Annotated in this window: 18 protein-coding genes and 2 tRNA genes; 11 read left to right on the forward strand and 9 right to left on the reverse strand. The window is 68.3% G+C overall.

What is annotated here, in order from left to right:
• Positions 1-29 precede the first annotated feature (29 nt).
• The gene (tatC, locus tag BLP38_RS03640) at positions 30-785 is read left to right on the forward strand and encodes a twin-arginine translocase subunit TatC (RefSeq protein ID WP_172824718.1); all 756 of its coding nucleotides are present in this window, start codon (positions 30-32) and stop codon (positions 783-785) included.
• Positions 782-3241 (forward strand): DEAD/DEAH box helicase, encoded by a 2460-nt coding sequence (locus BLP38_RS03645; RefSeq protein ID WP_091353048.1) that lies wholly within the window; start codon positions 782-784, stop codon positions 3239-3241. Before tatC ends, BLP38_RS03645 begins: the two co-directional genes overlap by 4 nt.
• 17 nt (positions 3242-3258) lie before the next feature.
• Here BLP38_RS03645 and BLP38_RS03650 read toward each other — a convergent pair.
• A tRNA-Gly gene (locus BLP38_RS03650) sits at positions 3259-3332 on the reverse strand.
• A 94-nt stretch (positions 3333-3426) separates the two neighbouring features.
• On the opposite strand from BLP38_RS03650, the gene BLP38_RS03655 reads away from it, so the two are divergent.
• The 6 genes from BLP38_RS03655 (at position 3427) to BLP38_RS03680 (ending at position 8561) form a co-directional block, all read left to right on the forward strand.
• A tRNA-Pro gene (locus BLP38_RS03655) sits at positions 3427-3500 on the forward strand.
• Positions 3501-3570: 70 nt separating this feature from the next.
• Positions 3571-5109 (forward strand): trigger factor, encoded by a 1539-nt coding sequence (tig, locus tag BLP38_RS03660; protein WP_091353052.1) that lies wholly within the window; start codon positions 3571-3573, stop codon positions 5107-5109.
• Complete coding sequence (locus BLP38_RS03665) at positions 5039-5872, forward strand: ATP-dependent Clp protease proteolytic subunit (RefSeq protein ID WP_269457020.1); 834 nt, start codon at positions 5039-5041, stop codon at positions 5870-5872. Before tig ends, BLP38_RS03665 begins: the two co-directional genes overlap by 71 nt.
• A 17-nt stretch (positions 5873-5889) precedes the next feature.
• Positions 5890-6555 carry an ATP-dependent Clp protease proteolytic subunit gene (locus BLP38_RS03670; protein WP_018186570.1) on the forward strand — a complete coding sequence of 222 codons (666 nt, stop codon included), beginning with the start codon at positions 5890-5892 and terminating at the stop codon, positions 6553-6555.
• Positions 6556-6685: 130 nt separating this feature from the next.
• Positions 6686-7954 (forward strand): ATP-dependent Clp protease ATP-binding subunit ClpX, encoded by a 1269-nt coding sequence (clpX, locus tag BLP38_RS03675; protein ID WP_091353058.1) that lies wholly within the window; start codon positions 6686-6688, stop codon positions 7952-7954.
• A gap of 43 nt (positions 7955-7997) precedes the next feature.
• Positions 7998-8561 (forward strand): dihydrofolate reductase family protein, encoded by a 564-nt coding sequence (locus tag BLP38_RS03680; protein ID WP_091353062.1) that lies wholly within the window; start codon positions 7998-8000, stop codon positions 8559-8561.
• Between the two features lie 2 nt (positions 8562-8563).
• Here the strand turns inward: BLP38_RS03680 and BLP38_RS03685 are convergent, their stop codons facing one another.
• The gene (locus BLP38_RS03685) at positions 8564-10621 is read right to left on the reverse strand and encodes a M3 family metallopeptidase (RefSeq protein ID WP_091353066.1); all 2058 of its coding nucleotides are present in this window, start codon (positions 10619-10621) and stop codon (positions 8564-8566) included.
• An 82-nt stretch (positions 10622-10703) separates the two neighbouring features.
• On the opposite strand from BLP38_RS03685, the gene BLP38_RS03690 reads away from it, so the two are divergent.
• On the forward strand, positions 10704-11306 hold the full coding sequence (locus BLP38_RS03690) for an ArsR/SmtB family transcription factor (RefSeq protein ID WP_091353069.1): 603 nt from the start codon (positions 10704-10706) through the stop codon (positions 11304-11306).
• Entirely contained in the window at positions 11303-11518 is a 216-nt protein-coding gene (locus tag BLP38_RS03695; RefSeq protein WP_091353072.1) for a hypothetical protein, read from the forward strand. Before BLP38_RS03690 ends, BLP38_RS03695 begins: the two co-directional genes overlap by 4 nt.
• Positions 11519-11525: 7 nt before the next feature.
• On the opposite strand, the gene BLP38_RS03700 is transcribed toward BLP38_RS03695, so the two are convergent.
• The 5 genes from BLP38_RS03700 to BLP38_RS03720 form a co-directional block, all read right to left on the reverse strand.
• On the reverse strand, positions 11526-11774 hold the full coding sequence (locus BLP38_RS03700) for a hypothetical protein (protein ID WP_091353075.1): 249 nt from the start codon (positions 11772-11774) through the stop codon (positions 11526-11528).
• A gap of 2 nt (positions 11775-11776) precedes the next feature.
• Positions 11777-14353, reverse strand: a complete 2577-nt coding sequence (valS, locus tag BLP38_RS03705; RefSeq protein ID WP_091353077.1) for a valine--tRNA ligase — start codon at positions 14351-14353, stop codon at positions 11777-11779.
• 90 nt (positions 14354-14443) lie between these two features.
• Entirely contained in the window at positions 14444-15253 is an 810-nt protein-coding gene (locus BLP38_RS03710; protein WP_091353080.1) for a MetQ/NlpA family ABC transporter substrate-binding protein, read from the reverse strand.
• A gap of 45 nt (positions 15254-15298) precedes the next feature.
• The gene (locus tag BLP38_RS03715) at positions 15299-15991 is read right to left on the reverse strand and encodes a methionine ABC transporter permease (protein ID WP_091353084.1); all 693 of its coding nucleotides are present in this window, start codon (positions 15989-15991) and stop codon (positions 15299-15301) included.
• Positions 15988-16731, reverse strand: coding sequence for an ATP-binding cassette domain-containing protein (locus BLP38_RS03720; protein ID WP_091353087.1), 744 nt, complete (start codon positions 16729-16731; stop codon positions 15988-15990). The genes BLP38_RS03715 and BLP38_RS03720 overlap by 4 nt, the downstream gene beginning before the upstream one ends.
• Positions 16732-16779: 48 nt before the next feature.
• Between BLP38_RS03720 and BLP38_RS03725 the strand changes: the two genes are divergently transcribed.
• Positions 16780-17193 (forward strand): OsmC family protein, encoded by a 414-nt coding sequence (locus BLP38_RS03725; RefSeq protein WP_091353091.1) that lies wholly within the window; start codon positions 16780-16782, stop codon positions 17191-17193.
• Here the strand turns inward: BLP38_RS03725 and BLP38_RS03730 are convergent.
• Together BLP38_RS03730 and BLP38_RS03735 are read right to left on the reverse strand one after the other, a co-directional pair.
• Positions 17190-17702 carry a GNAT family N-acetyltransferase gene (locus BLP38_RS03730; protein WP_091353094.1) on the reverse strand — a complete coding sequence of 171 codons (513 nt, stop codon included), beginning with the start codon at positions 17700-17702 and terminating at the stop codon, positions 17190-17192. The genes BLP38_RS03725 and BLP38_RS03730 overlap by 4 nt on opposite strands.
• Positions 17699-18361: a hypothetical protein gene (locus tag BLP38_RS03735; protein WP_091353096.1), complete on the reverse strand. Its 663-nt coding sequence runs from the start codon at positions 18359-18361 to the stop codon at positions 17699-17701. The genes BLP38_RS03730 and BLP38_RS03735 overlap by 4 nt, the downstream gene beginning before the upstream one ends.
• Positions 18362-18543: the final 182 nt, after the last annotated feature.

Genomic DNA, 18543 nt, shown 5'->3' on the forward strand with positions numbered 1-18543 from the left:
CGGGCGACGCCCCGCGCCGAGACAAGCGGATGTCGCTGGGCGATCATCTTCGTGAGTTCCGCAAACGTCTGATCATCGCCGCCATCGCGATCGTGGCGGGGATGGTCGTCTCCTTCACTCTCGGCGACGCGATCATCTGGGCGATCACGGAACCGATCCGCGTCGTGGCGGAGAGGCGCGGCGACGAGAACGCCGTGACCCTCATGTTCGCGACGGTCACGTCCGCCTTCGACCTTCGCATCCGCATCGCCTTCGCCGTCGGCATCCTGATCTCCGCACCGGTCTGGTTGTGGCAGATCTGGGCGTTCCTCATGCCGGGACTGACCCGCAAAGAGGTTCGGTACACCATCGGTTTCGTCGCCGCGGCGGTGCCGCTCTTCTTCGCCGGCGCGTTCACGGGATGGCTCATCCTCCCGCACCTCGTGGAGCTCATGGCCGGATTCACCCCCGACGGGGCGTCGAACTTCTACGACGCGAAGTATTACTACGACTTCGTCTTCAAGCTCCTGATCGTCGTCGGGGTCTCGTACGTGACGCCCGTCTTCCTGGTCGCGCTCAACCTGTCGGGAGTGATGACGGGCAAGGAGATCATGAAGGGGTGGCGAGTCGCGATCGTCATCGCGACGGTATTCGCCGGAGCGGCCACGCCGGCCGCGGACGTCGTCAGCATGCTCATCCTCGCCGGAATCCTCACGCTGCTGTTCTTCGCCGCTGCCGGTCTCTCGATGATCTTCGACCGCCGCAAGAGCAAGCGCGACGCTGCGCTCCTCGGTCCGATCGCATGACGGACTTCGCCGCTCGATACGCACGCGCACAGTCCGGCCGTCGGCATCCGATCTCGGCGGCGTTCGCCGACATGCAGCGGTTCGACCTCGACCCGTTCCAGATCGAGGGATGCCAGGCACTCGAGGACGGGAACAGTGTGCTCGTCGCCGCACCCACAGGGGCGGGGAAGACGATCGTCGGTGAGTTCGCGATCCACCTCGCGATGCGCGAACCCGGCGACAAGGCGTTCTACACGACGCCCATGAAGGCCCTGTCGAACCAGAAGTTCCGGGAGTTGCAGGAGGTCTACGGCGCGGACGAGGTCGGCCTGCTCACCGGCGACACGAACATCAACGGCAACGCGCGTGTGGTCGTGATGACGACCGAGGTCCTCCGCAACATGCTGTACGCGGATTCGCCGGCACTCCGGGGCCTGCGCTACGTCGTGATGGACGAGGTCCACTACCTCGCCGACCGGTTCCGTGGACCCGTGTGGGAAGAGGTGATCCTCCACCTTCCGCCAGCGGTTCGGCTCGTGTCGCTGTCGGCGACCGTGTCGAACGCCGAGGAGTTCGGGGACTGGCTCGATACGGTGCGGGGCGACACTGAGGTCATCGTGTCCGAGACGCGGCCGGTGCCGCTCGAGCAGCATGTCCTCGTCCGCGGCGATCTGCTTCCGCTCTTCGATGATCGCGCGGGCGTAGCCACCGCTCAGGTAAACCAGGAGCTGACGCGCATCCGATCGCCGAAGGGCGCCACCTACGAGAACAACCGACGGGCGATGGAGTACCGGTCGCGCGGCGACCAGGAGCGGCGCAGGCCTCACCGCGGCGGCAAGCGCCCCGTGCGTCCGTCCACAGCGGCGCGCATCGAGCGGATGGATCGCCCGCAGGTCGTGGAGCTCCTCGGGCGCTCGAATCTTCTTCCGGCGATCTTCTTCATCTTCAGCCGGGTCGGGTGCGACGCCGCGGTGCAGCAGGTGCGCCGCGCGGGCGTCCGTCTGACCGACACCGCAGAGCGCGACGAGATCCGCGCCATCATCGACGAACGGCTCCAACCGCTGCAGGACGAGGACCTCGCCGTCCTCGGCTACTGGGAGTGGCGCGAGAACCTGGAACGCGGCGTCGCTGCGCACCACGCGGGCATGCTGCCGGCGTTCAAGGAGGTCGTCGAGGAGCTCTTCCGCCGCAAGCTCGTCAAGGTCGTCTTCGCGACCGAAACCCTCGCCCTCGGCATCAACATGCCCGCTCGCACGGTCGTTCTCGAGAAGCTGGAGAAGTTCAACGGCGAGGCGCGCGTCGCCATCACCTCGGGCGAGTACACGCAGCTGACGGGTCGTGCCGGCCGCCGCGGCATCGACGTCGAGGGCCACGCGGTCGTCCAGTGGACCGAGTCCCTCGACCCCCAAGCCGTCGCCGCGCTGGCGTCGCGGCGCACTTACCCGTTGAACTCGAGCTTCCGCCCGACGTACAACATGGCCGTCAACCTGATCGACCAGTTCGGTCGGGAGCGCGCCCGCGAGATCCTCGAATCCTCGTTCGCCCAGTTCCAAGCGGACCACGCCGTCGTCGGTCTCGCCCGTCAGGTGAAGGATGCCGAGGCGTCCCTCGCAGGCTACGAGAAGTCGATGACGTGCGATCGGGGAGATTTCGCCGAGTATTCCGGCATCCGGCGCGATCTGAGCGACGCCGAGAAGCTCAACAGAGCCGACCGCGCCGCCCCCGCGCGCATCCGGCAGCAGCACCAGAACGAGATCCAGTCGCTCCGGCGTCGCATGCAGCGGCATCCCTGTCATTCCTGCCCCGACCGCGAGAATCACGCCCGCTGGGCGGAGCGGTACTGGAAGCTGCGGCGCCGCACGGATCGCACGCGACGCGACATCGAGACCCGCACCGGCACCGTCGCGCGGATCTTCGACCGCATCATCGACGTGCTCGCAGAGCTGAACTACGTCGCCTTCGACGACGGCGCCGCGGCTCTGACGGCCGCCGGGCGGACGATGCGCCGCATCTACGGGGAGCGCGATCTGCTCGTCGCGGAGTCGCTCCGGCGGGGGCTGTGGCGCGACCTCGACCCTGCGGGTCTCGCTGCCCTCGCCTCGTGTCTCGTGTACGAGCCGCGCCGCGACGAGGCGGGGGAGTTCCGGCTGCCGCGCGGACCGTTCCGCGAGGCGCTGTCGAAGACGCAGGATCTGTGGAGCCGTCTCGACGACCTCGAGCAGGAGCACCGCCTGCCGGGGAGCGAGCCTCTGGCAACCGGACTGGCGCAGCCGATGAACTCCTGGGCCCGAGGCGCGTCTCTCGACGTCGTCCTCACCGAGGCCGACATGGCGGCCGGCGACTTCGTGCGCTGGACGAAGCAGACCATCGACCTGCTCGACCAGCTGTCGATCGTCGCGGATGCCGACGTCGCGGTGACGGCTCGGAAGGCCTTGGATGCCGTCCGGCGGGGGATCGTCGCCTACAGCTCGGTGTGAGCCCCGGCGCCGGTGTGTGGAGGGGATGACGGGAATCGAACCCGCGTAATCAGTTTGGAAGACTGAGGCTCTACCATTGAGCTACATCCCCGTCGACGCTGTGAACAGCGCCTCGACGAGTGTAGCGGACATGGTCGGCTAGACTTACCAACGGCCGTTTTTCGGCGCTCGCCAGCGTGCGCGCCCGGGGCGTAGCTCAGCTTGGTAGAGCGCCCGCTTTGGGAGCGGGAGGCCGCAGGTTCAAATCCTGTCGCCCCGACAACGGCCCCACGAACCCAGATCACCGAACGGACGCGCGTGTGCGCGGCCGGACAAGGAGAACGACAGGCATGGTCACCAGCACCGTCGAGCAGCTCAGCCCCACCCGGGTGAAGCTCCACATCACGGTCACCCCCGAGGAGCTCAAGCCGAGCATCTCGCACGCGTACGAGCACATCGCGCAGGACGTGCAGATCCCCGGCTTCCGCAAGGGCAAGGTCCCGGCGCCGATCATCGATCAGCGTGTCGGCCGTGAGGCCGTCCTCGAGCACGCCGTCAGCGAAGGCCTCGACGTCTTCTACCGCGAGGCCGTGACGGCGAACGACGTCCGCATCGTCGGTCGTCCCGCCGCCGAGATCGTCGAGTGGCCGAGCACGAAGGACTTCTCCGGCGACCTCAAGGTCGAGGTCGAGGTGGACGTCCGCCCCGAGTTCGAGCTTCCCGCCTACGACGACATCACCATCGAGGTCGACGCGGTCGAGACCGACGAGGCTGCAGTGGATGCCGAGCTCGACAAGCTCCGCAGCCGCTTCGGCACGCTCGTGACCGTCGACCGTCCCGCCAAGGCCGGCGACTTCGTCGAGCTCGACCTCGTCGCCACGATCGACGGCAACGAGATCGACCGCGCCGAAGGCGTCTCGTACGAGGTCGGCTCGGGTGAGCTCCTCGAGGGCATCGACGAGGCTGTGGAGTCGCTCACCGCGGGCGAGGACACCACGTTCCGTTCGAAGCTCGTCGGCGGCGACCACGCCGGTGAAGAGGCCGAGGTCGCCGTGACCATCAAGGCCGTCAAGGAGCGCGAGCTTCCCGAGGCCGACGACGACTTCGCTCAGGTCGCCTCCGAGTTCGACACGATCGGCGAGCTCCGCGAGAGCCTCGTCGAGCGCGTCTCGGAGCAGGCTGTCTTCACGCAGGGCTCCGCCGCGCGCGACAAGCTGATCGAGGTCCTCATCGAGAAGGCGGACATCCCCGTTCCCGCCAAGCTGGTCGAGGACGAGGTCCACACCCACCTCGAGGGCGAGGGCCGCCTCGAGGACGACGTGCACCGTGCCGAGGTCACCGAGGCGAGCGAGAAGCAGTTCCGCACGCAGATGATCCTCGACAAGATCGCCGAGAAGCACGAGGTGCAGGTCTCCCAGGAGGAGCTGACGCAGTACCTCATCCAGTCGTCGGCGCAGTACGGCATGTCGCCGCAGGACTTCGTCAATGCGCTCCAGGAGGGCAACCAGATCCCGATGATGGTCGGTGAAGTCGCCCGCAACAAGGCCCTCGCCGTCGCACTCGGCAAGGTGACCGTCGTCGACACCAACGGCAAGAAGGTCGACCTGGCCGGCTTCGCCGCCGAGGACGACGAAGCAGCGGACGAGGCAACCGAGGCAGCGGACGAGAAGCCGGCCGCCAAGAAGGCCCCTGCGAAGAAGGCTCCGGCCAAGAAGCCCGCCGCGAAGAAGGCAGACGCCGCCGACGAGGCTGCCGACGAGAAGCCCGCCGCGAAGAAGGCTCCCGCCAAGAAGCCGGCCGCCAAGAAGGCCGACGCGGATGCCGCCGAGGAGCCCGCGAAGAAGGCTCCCGCCAAGCGCGCGACCAAGAAGGCCGCCGACAGCGAGTGACCCTCACCGACGGGCGGCGGGTGCCTTCGGGCCCCGCCGCCCGTCGTCGTTTCCGGGCATTCCCCGCGGCGCCGGAGGCGGTCGATGCCGCGCCCGGTATGCCCACGGCGAACACGGGCGAGACGCTCGGAACGCGCCACTAGATTCGAAGCACGAACACGAATCCAGGAGAGCATCCATGGCTGAACCCCTTATGGCGACCAGTGTCTTCGACCGGCTGCTGAAGGACCGAATCATCTGGCTCGGTTCCGAGGTGCGCGACGAGAACGCGAACGAGATCTGCGCCAAGATCCTGCTGCTCGCGGCCGAGGATTCCGAGAAGGACATCTACCTCTACATCAACTCGCCCGGTGGCTCGATCACCGCGGGTATGGCGATCTACGACACGATGCAGTTCGTGCCGAACGACATCGTCACCGTCGGTATCGGCATGGCCGCCTCGATGGGCCAGTTGCTGCTGACCAGCGGCACGAAGGGGAAGCGGTACATCACGCCCAACGCCCGCGTCCTGCTGCACCAGCCCCACGGCGGCTTCGGCGGCACGTCCAGCGACATCCAGACGCAGGCGCAGCTCATCGTGTCGATGAAGAACCGTCTCGCGGAGATCACCTCCGCCCAGACCGGCAAGTCGGTCGAGCAGATCAACGCCGACGGTGACCGCGACCGCTGGTTCACCGCCGACGAAGCGCTCGAGTACGGCTTCGTCGACCACATCCGCGAACACGCTGCCGACGTCGCCGGCGGCGGCGGAACCGAGAACTGAGCGTCGGAGGACAACGCATGAACACCCCCATCTTCGGTCGCGCGCAGAGCGACATGATGCCCTCGAGCCGGTACATCCTTCCGCAGTTCGAGGAGCGCACCGCCTACGGCTACAAGCGTCAGGACCCGTACAACAAGCTGTTCGAAGACCGCGTGATCTTCCTCGGTGTGCAGGTCGACGACGCGTCCGCCGACGACGTCATGGCGCAGCTCCTGGTCCTCGAGTCGATGGACCCCGACCGCGACATCATCATGTACATCAACTCGCCCGGTGGTTCGTTCACCGCGATGACGGCGATCTACGACACGATGCAGTACATCTCGCCCCAGGTGTCGACCGTCGTCCTCGGGCAGGCTGCGTCGGCGGCATCCGTTCTCCTCGCCGCAGGAGCTCCCGGCAAGCGCCTCGCCCTGCCGAACGCCCGCATCCTGATGCACCAGCCCGCGGTCGGGGAGTCCGGTCACGGTCAGGCGTCGGACATCGAGATCCAGGCAGCGGAGATCCTCCGCATGCGCACCTGGCTCGAAGAGACGATGGCTCACCACACGAACCGCTCCGTCGAGCAGGTCAACAAGGACATCGACCGCGACAAGATCCTCTCCGCGCAGGAAGCGCTGGAGTACGGCATCGTCGACCAGGTCCTGACGTCCCGCAAGCGGACGCCTGCGGCCATCACGGCCTGACATCCGTCAGCAGATGCCCCGCCGATCCGTCGGCGGGGCATCGTCGTCCACACCCGTGTCGCAATCCGCCCGGTGTCCGGATCTGCGATTAGGCTCGACTGCACCAGCTTGAATCCTGAGGGGGAGCACCATGGCACGCATCGGTGAGAGCGCCGACCTGTTCAAGTGTTCCTTCTGTGGGAAGAGCCAGAAACAGGTCCAGCAGCTGATCGCCGGCCCCGGCGTATACATCTGCGACGAGTGCGTCGAGCTCTGCAACGAGATCATCGAAGAGCGCATGGCCGAGTCCGGCGACGGCGAGGTCAAGGACTTCGATCTCCCCAAGCCGCGTGAGATCTTCAGCTTCCTCGAGGAGTACGTCGTCGGGCAGGATCCCGCCAAGCGCGCCCTCGCCGTCGCCGTCTACAACCACTACAAGCGCGTCCGTGCCCGCAGCACGATCCAGTCCGCCGAGCAGCGGGCCGACGAGGTCGAGATCGCCAAGAGCAACATCCTGCTCCTCGGTCCGACCGGCTGCGGCAAGACCTACCTCGCGCAGACCCTCGCGAAGCGCCTGAACGTCCCCTTCGCCGTCGCGGATGCCACCGCGCTCACCGAGGCCGGCTACGTCGGCGAGGATGTCGAGAACATCCTGTTGAAGCTGTTGCAGGCGGCCGACTTCGACGTGAAGCGTGCCGAGACCGGCATCATCTACATCGACGAGGTCGACAAGATCGCCCGCAAGGCGGAGAACCCGTCGATCACGCGTGACGTCTCCGGTGAGGGTGTGCAGCAGGCGCTTCTGAAGATCCTCGAGGGCACGGTGGCTTCCGTGCCGCCGCAGGGCGGCCGCAAGCACCCGCACCAGGAGTTCATCCAGATCGACACGACGAACGTCCTGTTCATCGTCGCCGGCGCCTTCGCGGGCCTCGAGGACATCATCTCCTCGCGCGTCGGCAAGCACGGTGTCGGTTTCGGCGCTCCGCTGCAGGACAAGGAGCAGGAGCTCGACGTCTTCCGCGACGTCCTTCCTGAAGACCTCCACAAGTTCGGGCTGATCCCCGAGTTCATCGGTCGGCTCCCCGTGGTCACGACGGTGTCGCCCCTCGACCAGACCGCGCTCATCGAGATCCTCACCGGACCCAAGAACGCCTTCGTCAAGCAGTACCAGCGGATGTTCGAGCTCGACGGTGTCGAGCTCGAGTTCGAGGATGACGCCCTTCGTGCCATCGCCGATCTGGCCGTCGCACGCAAGACGGGCGCGCGCGGTCTCCGCGCCATCCTCGAGGACGTCCTCGGTCCGATCATGTTCGAGATCCCGTCCGCCGAGGACGTCGACAAGGTCGTCGTCACCCGGGCATCCGTCGAAGAGGGCGCACCCCCGACGCTCGTCCTGCGGCAGAAGCGCAAGAGCGCCTGACGTCGGGCCCGCGGTGTCGGATGCCGCGGGTAGCGTTCCCGGCATGGGACGCATCCTCTTCGACACGGCCACCTCGATCGACGGCTACATCGCGGACGACGAGAACTCGCTCGCATGGCTCTTCGCCGTAGAGAACGGTGACACCCCGGACGACGCTCTGTTGCCAGCGGGGGCGACGGTGCTGGTGGAAGGATCGACGACCTACGAATGGGTTCTCGCCGAGTCCGACATCCTCGCGCACCCTGAACGGTGGGCGCAGTTCCACGGCGACCGCCCCACATTCGTCTTCACCACCCGCGACCTCCCGAAGCCGGAGGGCGCCGACATCAGATTCGTTCAGGGGTCGGTGGCATCCGTCCTCCCGACGATTCGTGCAGCTGCGGGAGCCGGTGACGTTTGGGTCGTCGGCGGGGGAGACCTCGCCGGTCAGTTCCTCGACGCGGGCGCACTCGACGAGATCGCGATCTCCGTGGCCCCGGTCTTCCTGACCGGGGGTGCGCCGCTCTTCCCGCGCCGGATCGGGTCGGAGCGGCTGCGTCTGCGGTCGGCGGAGGCCGTCGGCCAGTTCGCCCGTCTCGTCTACGAGGTCCGCGCTGCCACGGAGTGAGGTCAGCCGGTGAGGCCGCGCCGCTCCAGGAGGGGCTCGATGCGCGCGTCGCGTCCGCGGAAGTCGCGGTAGGCCTCGAGCGGATCCTTCGAGCCACCGACGCCCAGGAGCCGGGTGCGGAAGCGGTGGCCGTTCTCGCGCGTCAGCCCACCGTTCTCGTGGAACCACTCCACGGTGTCGGCGTCGAGGACCTCGCTCCAGATGTAGGAGTAGTAGCCCGCGCTGTACCCACCCGAGAAGATGTGCGCGAAATAGGTCGAGGAGTACCGGGTCGGGACCGCGGGGTTGTCCAGCCCGATGTCGGCCAGCGCCGTGGCTTCGAACGCGTCGACGTCGATGCCGACGGCCGCGTCATCGGCATCCAAACTGTGCCAGGCCTGGTCGATCCACGACGCGGCGAGGTACTCGCTCGTCGCGAAGCCCTGGTTGAAGGCCTCGGATTCGCGGAGCTTCTGGACGACCTCGGCGGGGAGCGGCTCGTCGGTGTCGATGTGGCGCGCGTAGTACGCGAGCACCTCGGGCCAGAAGATCCACATCTCGTTCACCTGGCTCGGGAACTCGACGAAGTCGCGGAACACCGACGTTCCCGCGAAGTGCGGGTAGGTGACCGTTGCGAACAACCCGTGCAGGGCATGACCGAACTCGTGGAAGAGCGTCGTCACCTCGTCGAGGGTCAGAAGCGTGGGGCTCCCCGGAGCGGGCTGGGGCACGTTGAGGTTGTTGACGACGATCGGCGCCGTGCCGCGCAGGGCGGACTGCGACACGATGGAGTTCATCCACGCCCCGCCACGCTTGGAGTCCCGTGTGTACAGGTCCAGGACGTAGAGGCCGAGGTGGGAGCCGCCTTCGTTCCGGACCTCGAAGACACGCGCACCGGGGTGATACGCGGGAAGGTCAGCACGCTCGGTGAACGTGATGCCGTAGAGATCCGTCGCCGCGCGGAACACGCCGTCGACCAGGACTCGTTCGGCCTCGAACCAGGGGCGCAGAGCGGTCCGATCGAGGTCGTACCGGGCGGAGCGCACCCGCTCGGTGTAGAAGGCCCAGTCGTGAGCAGCCAGGGGGAACCCGCCGCCCTCGCCGTCGATGATCTCCTGCAGGGCCGCCTGCTCCTGTCGCGCGTTCGCTGCGGCGGGGACCGCGAGTCGGCGCAGGAGCTCGTGCACCGCTTCGGGGGAGCCGGCGGTCTCGTCGGCGGTGACGTAGGCCGCATGCGAGTCGTAGCCGAGGACGCGCGCCCGCTCCGAGCGCAATCGCACGATCTCGGTGAGCACCTCGCGGTTGTCGTTCGCATTGCCGCGACGACCGCGAGAGCGGGATGCCGCCATGAGGCGCTCTCGGCTCGTCCGGGAGGTGAGCGATGAGAGGTACGGGTGACCCGTGAACAGGGTGAGGGTGACGACGTACTTGCCCTCGAGGCCGCGCTCGGCGGCGTTGCGCGCGGCGGCCGAGAGCTCGCCGTCGGTCAACCCGTCGAGCTCCGCCGCGTCGTCGAAGACGACGGCGAGGTCGTTCGTGTCGGCGAGGAGATTCTTCTCGAACGTCGTCGTGAGCATGGACAGCTGCTGGTTGAGCTCGGTGAGGACGGTCTTGTCCGCCTCATCGAGGCCGGCGCCGGCGGCCGTCATCTCGCGATAGGTGCGCTCGACGAGGTATCGATCCTCGCCCTCGAGGCCGAGCTCCTCGAGACGCGCGTGAACCTCGGCGACCCGCGCGTACAGACGCGCATCGAGCGTCACGGCGTCGTGGTGAGCGGCCATCAACGGTGCGAGCTGCTCGTCGATCTCCTGGATCTCCGCCGTCGCGTTCGCGGAGCTGACCGTGTAGAAGGTTCGCGCAATCCGTCCAAGGGACTCGCCGGACTGCTCGAGCGCGACCAGCGTGTTCTCGAACGTCGGCTCTTCGGAGGACGTCGCGATCACGTCGATCTCTGCACGATGCGACGCGAAAGCCTGCTCGAAAGCGGGGAGGTAGTGCTCCGGGCGGATGCTCGGGTAGTCCGGCAGGTCGAAGGGGAGAGGAGAGGGGGAGAGGAGCGGGTTGGTCGCGGCATCCGTCATCGTCCCAGCGTACGTCGGCAATGCGCCACCGATATGCAAAGAAACGCTTGCAAAGACAAACTTGCAAAGATATCTTTGGAACATGACAGAGACACCGAAGCGGCGTGAAGACCGCAGTCTGGATGCCGGGGCCCTCCGTGCCCTCGCTCACCCGCTCCGCGTGCAGCTCTTCGACATCCTGTCGCAGTACGGGCCCCAGACCGCGAGTTCGCTGGCCGAGCGCACCGGGGAGTCGTCGGGCGCCACCAGCTACCACTTGCGGGCGCTGGCGAAGCAGGACCTCATCCGCGAGATCCCCGATCGGGGGTCGGCGCGTGAACGCTGGTGGGAGCGTGCCGACAAGTCGGTGTCATTCGACAGTCCTGAGGCGATGGCCTCGCCCGCAGGGCGCTCCGCGACCCAGTTGATCATGAACGAGTTCCTCGGACGCCGTCAGCAGCAGCTCATGCGGCACGTGAACGAGGCCATCGCCGATCCGGACAAAGAGGACGATGTCGCCGCCATCATCTCCACCGCCAACATTCATCTGACCCCTGATCAGGCGAAGGACATGATCCGGCGCCTGTCCGAGATCGTCGACGAGGTCGTCGCCTCAGCGCGCGGCCATGAGGAAGACCCCGACCGCTTGCCGTTCACCGTCCGGGTGGACGCATTCGCACTGCCCGAGGACGGAGACGGACGATGACCACGATCACGATCCCCACGCTGGACGTCACCGTCCGGCCCACACGGCTCGAGGCCGCGCTGTGGGCGGCGACGACGTCGGTTCAGGCTGCTGTCGCCGCGCGGATGCTGCGTCGCGCCGATCAGGCGGTCGCTCGCTCAGCGGCCGAGGAGCGCAGGGACAATACGCGTGCGGACGTCCTCGCCCACATCGCGCGTCACCCGCGAAGCTGAGCCGGATTCAGGACATGCCGTCGTCGTCGAGGTGACCGACGACGACCTCGCCCTCGCGGTCCACGCGGACGACGACGCCCGTCTCGAGTTCCGCCACGGGGCGACCCTCGAGCCAGGTCAGCGTCCATCGCGGTCGCGGCTGCCCGAGCGGGTCCTGATCCACGGATGCGTCGACGGCCGCGATCTGCTCGCGGAGGATCTCCGGCACGGCGGACGGCGGCTGGTCGCCGCTCGTCCAACGGGTTCCGAGCTGCATGGTCAGACCTCCTGCGGGGTGAGGACGATGTCGCCGACCGACACCGTGTCGCCGGACGCGTACGACACCTGCGCGATGCGTCCGACCGCGGCGAGGTCGCCCTCAGCGGAGCGGATGGCGTCGAGCGCGGCATCCGGTCCCGTGATCGTCAGGGACTCCACCGGCGTCTTCTGCGAGGCCTTGGCCTCGGTCTTCGCGCGACGCACGCTGATCAGGGCCTCGCCGACGGTCTTGAGTACGGCGGGGTCTCCCTCGATGCCGAGCGCCTCGGGCCAGGACGCGGTGTGCACCGACCCCTCCTCGAACCAGGACCACGCCTCCTCGGCCGCGAACGACAGCACGGGGGCGAGCAGGCGCAGGAGCGTCGACAGTGCCGTGCGCAGCGCGAGCGCGGCCGAGGCCTGGCCGGTGTCGGCCTGGTTGTACGCGCGCTCCTTCACGAGCTCGAGGTAGTCGTCGCAGAACGTCCAGAAGAACGCCTCGGTGATCTCCAGCGCCCGGGCGTGGTCGAAAGCGTCGAACGCCTTCGTGGCATCCCGGACGACCTGGTCGAGGGTCGCGAGCATCGACGCGTCGAGCGCGTGCGTGATGCGGGCGTCCTCGGGGACGGGGAAGGAGAGCACGAACTTCGCCGCGTTGAGCACCTTGATGGCGAGGCGACGGCCGATCTTCACCTGCGTCGGGTTCTGCGGGTCGAACGCCGCGTCGGCGCCGAGGCGGCTGGAGGCCGCCCAGTACCGGACCGCGTCGGTGCCGTGCGCGTCGAGGATGTCGGCGGGCGTCACGACGTTGCCCTTCGACTTCGACATCTTCTTGCGGTCGGGGTCGACGATGAAGCCCGAGATGGCGGCATCCGTCCACGGCGCGCGGCCGTCCTCGAGCACCGAACGCACCATCGTCGAGAACAGCCACGTGCGGATGATGTCCTGACCCTGCGGGCGGACGTCGAACGGTGCCACGAGGTCCCAGAGCTCGGGGTCGCGCTCCCACCCGCCCGCGAGCTGCGGGGTGAGGGAGGACGTCGCCCAGGTGTCGAAGATGTCGCGCTCGGCGTCGAAGCCGCCGGGCACGCCGCGCTGGTCCTCGGTGTAGCCGTCCGGCACGTCCGTGGTCGGGTCGACCGGCAGGCGCGAGAGGTCGGGGGTCAGCACGCGGTCGTAGTCCCGCTCGCCGTTCTCATCGAGGCCGTACCAGACCGGGATCGGCACACCGAAGAAGCGCTGCCGCGAGACGAGCCAGTCGCCGGTGAGGCCGTTCGTCCAGTTCTCGTACCGCACACGCATGAAGTCCGGGTGCCAGCCCATGCCGCGGCCCATCTCGATGAGCTTGTCGCGCAGATCCGCGTCGCGGGCACCGTTGCGGAGGTACCACTGGCGGGTGGAGACGATCTCGAGAGGGCGGTCGCCCTTCTCGTAGAACTTCACCGGGTGCGTGAACGGCTTCGAGACCTCGAGCAGCTCACCGGACTCCTGCAGCAGCTCGACGATGCGCTTCTTGGCGCTGAACACCGTCTTGCCGGCGAGCTCCGCGTACGCCGCCTTCGCGGCATCCGTTCCGAGCACGTCGGGGGCCTCGTCGATGATGCGGCCGTCGCGACCGAGGATCGTGCGGTTCGGCAGGTCGAGCTCGCGCCACCAGATGATGTCGGTCACGTCGCCGAACGTGCAGATCATGGCAATGCCCGTGCCCTTGTCCTTCACCGCGAGGGGGTGGGGGAGGACGGGGACCTCGACGTCGAACAGCGGGGTGCGGACGGTCGAGCCGAAGTACGGCTGGTAGCGCTCGTCGTCGGGATTTGCCACGAGTGCGACGCAGGCGGGGAGCAGCTCGGGACGGGTCGTCTCGATGTGGATGTCGCCGGAGCCGTCGGACTTGTGGAAGGCGACGCGGTGGTACGAGGCCTGCTGGTCGCGGTCCTCGAGCTCGGCCTGCGCGATGGCCGAGCGGAAGTCGATGTCCCAGAGCGTGGGCGCCATGGCCTGGTACGCCTCGCCGCGGTCGAGGTTCCGCAGGAACGCGAGCTGGCTCGTGCGGATGGTGTCGTCCGAGATCGTGCGGTACGTCTGCGTCCAGTCCACCGACAGGCCGAGCTTGCGGAACAGATCCTCGAACTGCTTCTCGTCCTCGATCGTCAGCTCCTCGCAGAGCTCGATGAAGTTGCGACGGCTGATCGGCACCTGATCGGCCGGCTTGAGGCTCTTCGCGTCACCGCGGAACGGCGGCGTGAAGTCCGCGTCGTAGGGCAGCGAGGTGTCGCAGCGCACGCCGTAGTAGTTCTGCACGCGTCGCTCGGTGGGCAGACCGTTGTCGTCCCAGCCCATCGGGTAGAACACCGTCTTGCCGCGCATGCGCTCGTAGCGCACCTTCACGTCGGTGTGCGTGTAGCTGAAGACGTGCCCGATGTGGAGCGAACCGGATGCCGTCGGGGGAGGCGTGTCGATCGAGAAGACGCCCGCGCGCCCCTTGGCCTTGGCCGCATCGCGGTCGAACAGGTACGTGCCGGCGTCGGACCACGCGGCATCCCACTTCTGCTCGAGGCCTTCCAGGGCGGGCTTGTCGGGAATGTGCGCGTTCGTCATGGTGATGCTCCTCGAGCGATATGTGCGGCACTGTGTGAGCGTGCCTGAGTGTGGGTGCCGCGCCAGTCTACCGCCGGGGTGCGTGCCGACTCAGAACGCGGTCTCGATGGTCTCGTTGCCGTCGATGATCTCGCGCACGGGGTCGCTCGTGAACGCGTCGACGAGGGCCTTGGTGGACGCGGCATCCTTGTCCTCGCCCGGGACGACCAGCTGCAGGGCGAACCGGTCGTCGAGCTCGGTCAGCAGGCCGTCGTCCTGCGGGGTGAGCCCGAGCGCGGCGATGTGGGACGGCCACTGGAAGACGAGGTCCGCCTCGTCGTAGGCGGTGTTGAGCTGGTTGATCTGCAGCTCGAGGAACTGCAGATCTTTCGGGTTCTCGGCGATGTCGTCCACCGTTGCCGCGTACGGGTCGACGCCCTCGGCGAGAGTGATGATCTTCGCGTCGGCGAGCATCTTCAGCGCGCGACCGGTGTTGGACGCATCGTTGGGGATCGCGACGGTCGCGCCCTGCGGGAGGTCGGCGATGTCGTCGAGGGTCTTCGAATAGAACGCGATCGTGAAGTTGTAGATCGGCTGCACAGCCGTGAGGTCCGCACCGTTCGCGGTGTTGAACTCCTCCATGTACGGCTTGTGCTGCGAGAAGTTCGCGTCGATGTCGCCCGCGGCGAGCATCTTGTTGATCGTGACGTAGTCGGCCACCTCGACGAGTTCGACCTTGTAGCCGTCCTCGATCTCGTCGGCGGCCGCTTCGACGATGTCCGTCATCGGCGAGGTGACGGCGCCGACCCGGATGGTCTGGTCGTCGGCGCCGCCCTGCGCGGCGGGCGAGGCGCAGCCGGCCAGGAGGGCGACGGCGGCGGCGGTGAGGGTGGCGGCGAGGGTGAAGCGGCGCGGGGACATGGTGCTCCTTGTGGGATGGGGACGGATGCCGGTGGTGGGCCGGACTCAGCGGTGGTCGAGGCGGACCGAGATCCGTTGGCCGACCGCCTGGATGACGAGGACGATGATGAGGATGACGAGGATCGTGAAGTACATGAGCACGTCGTCGTACTCCTGGTAGCCGTAGCGCAGCGCGAAGTCGCCGATGCCGCCGCCGCCGACGACACCGAGCACCGTCGAGTACGAGAGCAGGCTGATACTCGCGGACGTCAGCGCATAGACGAGACCCGGCAGGGCTTCGGGCAGGAGGAAGCGCCAGACCGTCTGCGGGACGGTCGCGCCGAGGGTCTGCGCGACACGGGGGATGCCGGGGCGCACCTCGCGGAGGATCTGCTCCACCAGCCGGCCGTAGACGGCCACGGCGACGACGCAGAGCGAGAAGGTCGCCGCGGGCGTGCCGAAGGTCGTGCCGTAGACCGCGCGCGTCACGGGGACCAGGAAGACGACGAGGAGGAGGAACGGGAACGAACGGATGACGTTGATCAGGAAGTTCGCGACCGACCAGACGAGGCGCTGGGGGAGGATGCCGCCGGGGCGGGTGAGGTAGACGGCGGCCCCGAGCGGCAGTCCGAACACCACCGCGGCCGCGAGCGAGGCGCCGAGCATGTAGCCGGTTTCGCCGAGGGACTCGAGGAGGTCGTCGCCGCGCTCGGCGAGCGACGCCCCCAGCGAGGCGAAGACGTCCTCGGCGCCGGTCATGCGCCGAGCTCCCGCCGTGCGCGGTCGAGGTACGTCTCGCGCTCGCCGCGTGCCGAGGGCGCGACCTCGAGGACGTCGACCAGCCGGCCGTCCTCGAACAGGGCGACCCGGTCGCAGACGCTGCGCACGACGTCGAGATCGTGGGTGACGATGACGACCGTCGTCCCGAAGCGGTCGCGTGCATCACGGAGCAGATCGAGTACTTCGCCCGCCGTCGCCGCATCGAGGGCGGAGGTGGGCTCGTCGCACAGCAGCAGCCGGGGGCGGCTCACCAGCGCCCGGGCGATCCCGACGCGTTGCCGCTGCCCGCCGCTGAGCTGCGCCGGGTACGCATCGGCGCGGTGATCCAGCCCCACGAAGCGCAGCGCGTCGTCGACGGCGCTCGCCGCCCGCTCCCGCCGGGGGCGCAGCAGGAGGGCGACCTCGACGTTCTGACGGACCGTCCGGTTCGCCAGCAGGTGGACCCCTTGGAACACGACGCCGATCTCGCGTCGCAGGCGGCGGAGACCGGCGCGGTCGAGGCGGCCGATGTCGGCGCCCAGCACGGTCACGGAACCCGAGGTAGCAGCGACTTCGCCGGTGAGGAGGTTCAGCAGGGTGCTCTTGCCGGCACCGCTCTCGCCGATGACGCCGAGGATCTCGTGGTCGGCGACGGTCAGGTCCACCTCGGCGAGTCCCTGCACGCCTCCGGGGTACGCCACGCCCGCGCGAGCGAGCTCGACGGGCGACGGGGACAGCACGAGAGGACCTCAGAACGTTGTTGGATGCCGTCCAACTATAGTTCTGCCATGAGCACCAGGTACCGGACCGAGGCGATCAACGACGACGGCGGGACCGGTGTCAGCCGGGTCACGGGCGGTCTGGAGGTCGCGGTCTCCAACCCGCTGAGCCCCGACGCGGACCTGTCACGCAGCAATCCGGAGCAGCTCCTCGCCCTCGCCTGGGCCACCTGCCTCGACGCCACCCTGCAGGCGATCGTGGCGGGCGCGCACCGCACGCGGGTCCGCGTCGAGGTCGAGCTCCACGACTCCCCGGCGCGCGGCGGCTACGAGTTCCACGTCACGGCGTTCGTCTCCGCCGAGGGGCGCACGCTCACCGAGACGGACGACCTCGTCGCGGCCGCGCACGATCGATGCCCGATCTCCCGTCTCCTTCGGGATGCGGCTACCGTCGGCATCCGCGCGGAGGAGTGGGCCGACTAACGGTCTACCGCGAACCCGAGGTGCGGCATGTCGACGCCTCGGTAGCGCGTGACGAAGCGGCGACGGACCGTCATCCCGAGGCGGATGGCGACGTTCATCGACGCGATGTTCGTGTCGCGGACCTTCGCCCACACGGTCGGGGTATCCAAGTCCCGGAATGCCCAGTCACGCGACGCCGCGGCAGCCTCCGTCGCGTACCCCCGGTGCCAGTACGCCCGTCGGAAGAGGTACCCGACCTCCAGGACCTCGTCGTCGTCGATCCGTTGCCGGGTGATGCCGCACTGGCCGATCATCTCGCCCGGGGCGTCGACGAGCTCGACGGCCCACAGGCCGAAGCCGTCCTCCGCGTAACGCTGCAGGTTCCGGTCCAGCCAGGCCTGGGACTCCGCCTCGGTGAACGCCCCCTCGTACGCGGTCATCGCGACCGGGTCGGTGAGGATCGCCCGGAGCGCCGGCAGGTCGTCCGCGCGCATGTCGCGGAGGACGAGCCGGGCCGTCCGCAGCGTCACTCGTCCGTCCTCACATCGATGCCGAGGGATGCCGCGAACGCGAGTGCGTGCGAGGTCGCCTGATCGGCGGTCAGGGTGACGCCCCGCAGCATCCGGACGTCTGTGAAGGAGAGGACGTCTGCGCCGCGCAGGTCGACGTCGCCCGCCTGCCACTCCCGGACGTCCATCTCGTCCACCGTCGACTCCGCGATCCTCATCCGCTCCACGCGGGCGCCGGGGAGGTCGAGGGTGCCGATGCGGCATCCGGTCACGTCGACGTCCCGCAGCGTCGCGCCGCCCGCCGTCAGGTAGTCGATGCGCACGCCGTCGAGGATGAGCCCGTCGCAGCGCGCGCGGGACAGATCGAGCGTGCCGATCCGCCCGCCGCGGACGACGACCGTCCGCCACGTCCCCTCGCGGGCGATCAGCTCTGCTGTCGACACGGCGTCGAGGATGACGTCGGTGAGGATCGCGCCACTCAGATCGAGGGTTTGAACGGATGCCGGGGCTACGACGCTCTCGCTGATGCGGGTGTGCGCGGCATCCGTCGTCCCGGGGTCGAGGTCGATGCGCGCTTCGGACGTCTCGCCCGACCGGCGAAGCGTCGCGGGCGCGAATTCGCGGGGCAGATCCGGATCGGGGATGCGGGGAGGCTCGGGACGGATGCGGGAACGGGCCATGACGCCAGGCTATGCCGACGGTATGATTGTGCCCATCAGCACCGATCCGGCCATCACCGGGGAGCTCTCGGAAGAACAGCGGTCCGCCGCCCAGTAGAACCGAGCGGGGCAGGCCCGTCATCGCCGCAGGTGAGTGGGTGCACCCGGAACCGGGTCGCGCCAAGCGGGGTGGTACCGCGGTC

This window comes from Microbacterium sp. LKL04, from assembly GCF_900102005.1.
In the GTDB taxonomy this organism is placed as follows: Bacteria; Actinomycetota; Actinomycetes; order Actinomycetales; family Microbacteriaceae; genus Microbacterium.

Excerpts from the sequence above, each read along its gene's own strand:
- tatC (WP_172824718.1), top strand. The coding sequence starts at position 30 with ATGTCGCTGGGCGATCATCTTCGTGAGTTCCGCAAACGTCTGATCATC.
- BLP38_RS03645 (WP_091353048.1), top strand. The coding sequence starts at position 782 with ATGACGGACTTCGCCGCTCGATACGCACGCGCACAGTCCGGCCGTCGG.
- tig (WP_091353052.1), top strand. The coding sequence starts at position 3,571 with ATGGTCACCAGCACCGTCGAGCAGCTCAGCCCCACCCGGGTGAAGCTC.
- BLP38_RS03665 (WP_269457020.1), top strand. The coding sequence starts at position 5,039 with ATGCCGCCGAGGAGCCCGCGAAGAAGGCTCCCGCCAAGCGCGCGACCA.
- BLP38_RS03670 (WP_018186570.1), top strand. The coding sequence starts at position 5,890 with ATGAACACCCCCATCTTCGGTCGCGCGCAGAGCGACATGATGCCCTCG.
- clpX (WP_091353058.1), top strand. The coding sequence starts at position 6,686 with ATGGCACGCATCGGTGAGAGCGCCGACCTGTTCAAGTGTTCCTTCTGT.
- BLP38_RS03680 (WP_091353062.1), top strand. The coding sequence starts at position 7,998 with ATGGGACGCATCCTCTTCGACACGGCCACCTCGATCGACGGCTACATC.
- BLP38_RS03685 (WP_091353066.1), bottom strand. The coding sequence starts at position 10,621 with ATGACGGATGCCGCGACCAACCCGCTCCTCTCCCCCTCTCCTCTCCCC.
- BLP38_RS03690 (WP_091353069.1), top strand. The coding sequence starts at position 10,704 with ATGACAGAGACACCGAAGCGGCGTGAAGACCGCAGTCTGGATGCCGGG.
- BLP38_RS03695 (WP_091353072.1), top strand. The coding sequence starts at position 11,303 with ATGACCACGATCACGATCCCCACGCTGGACGTCACCGTCCGGCCCACA.
- BLP38_RS03700 (WP_091353075.1), bottom strand. The coding sequence starts at position 11,774 with ATGCAGCTCGGAACCCGTTGGACGAGCGGCGACCAGCCGCCGTCCGCC.
- valS (WP_091353077.1), bottom strand. The coding sequence starts at position 14,353 with ATGACGAACGCGCACATTCCCGACAAGCCCGCCCTGGAAGGCCTCGAG.
- BLP38_RS03710 (WP_091353080.1), bottom strand. The coding sequence starts at position 15,253 with ATGTCCCCGCGCCGCTTCACCCTCGCCGCCACCCTCACCGCCGCCGCC.
- BLP38_RS03715 (WP_091353084.1), bottom strand. The coding sequence starts at position 15,991 with ATGACCGGCGCCGAGGACGTCTTCGCCTCGCTGGGGGCGTCGCTCGCC.
- BLP38_RS03725 (WP_091353091.1), top strand. The coding sequence starts at position 16,780 with ATGAGCACCAGGTACCGGACCGAGGCGATCAACGACGACGGCGGGACC.
- BLP38_RS03735 (WP_091353096.1), bottom strand. The coding sequence starts at position 18,361 with ATGGCCCGTTCCCGCATCCGTCCCGAGCCTCCCCGCATCCCCGATCCG.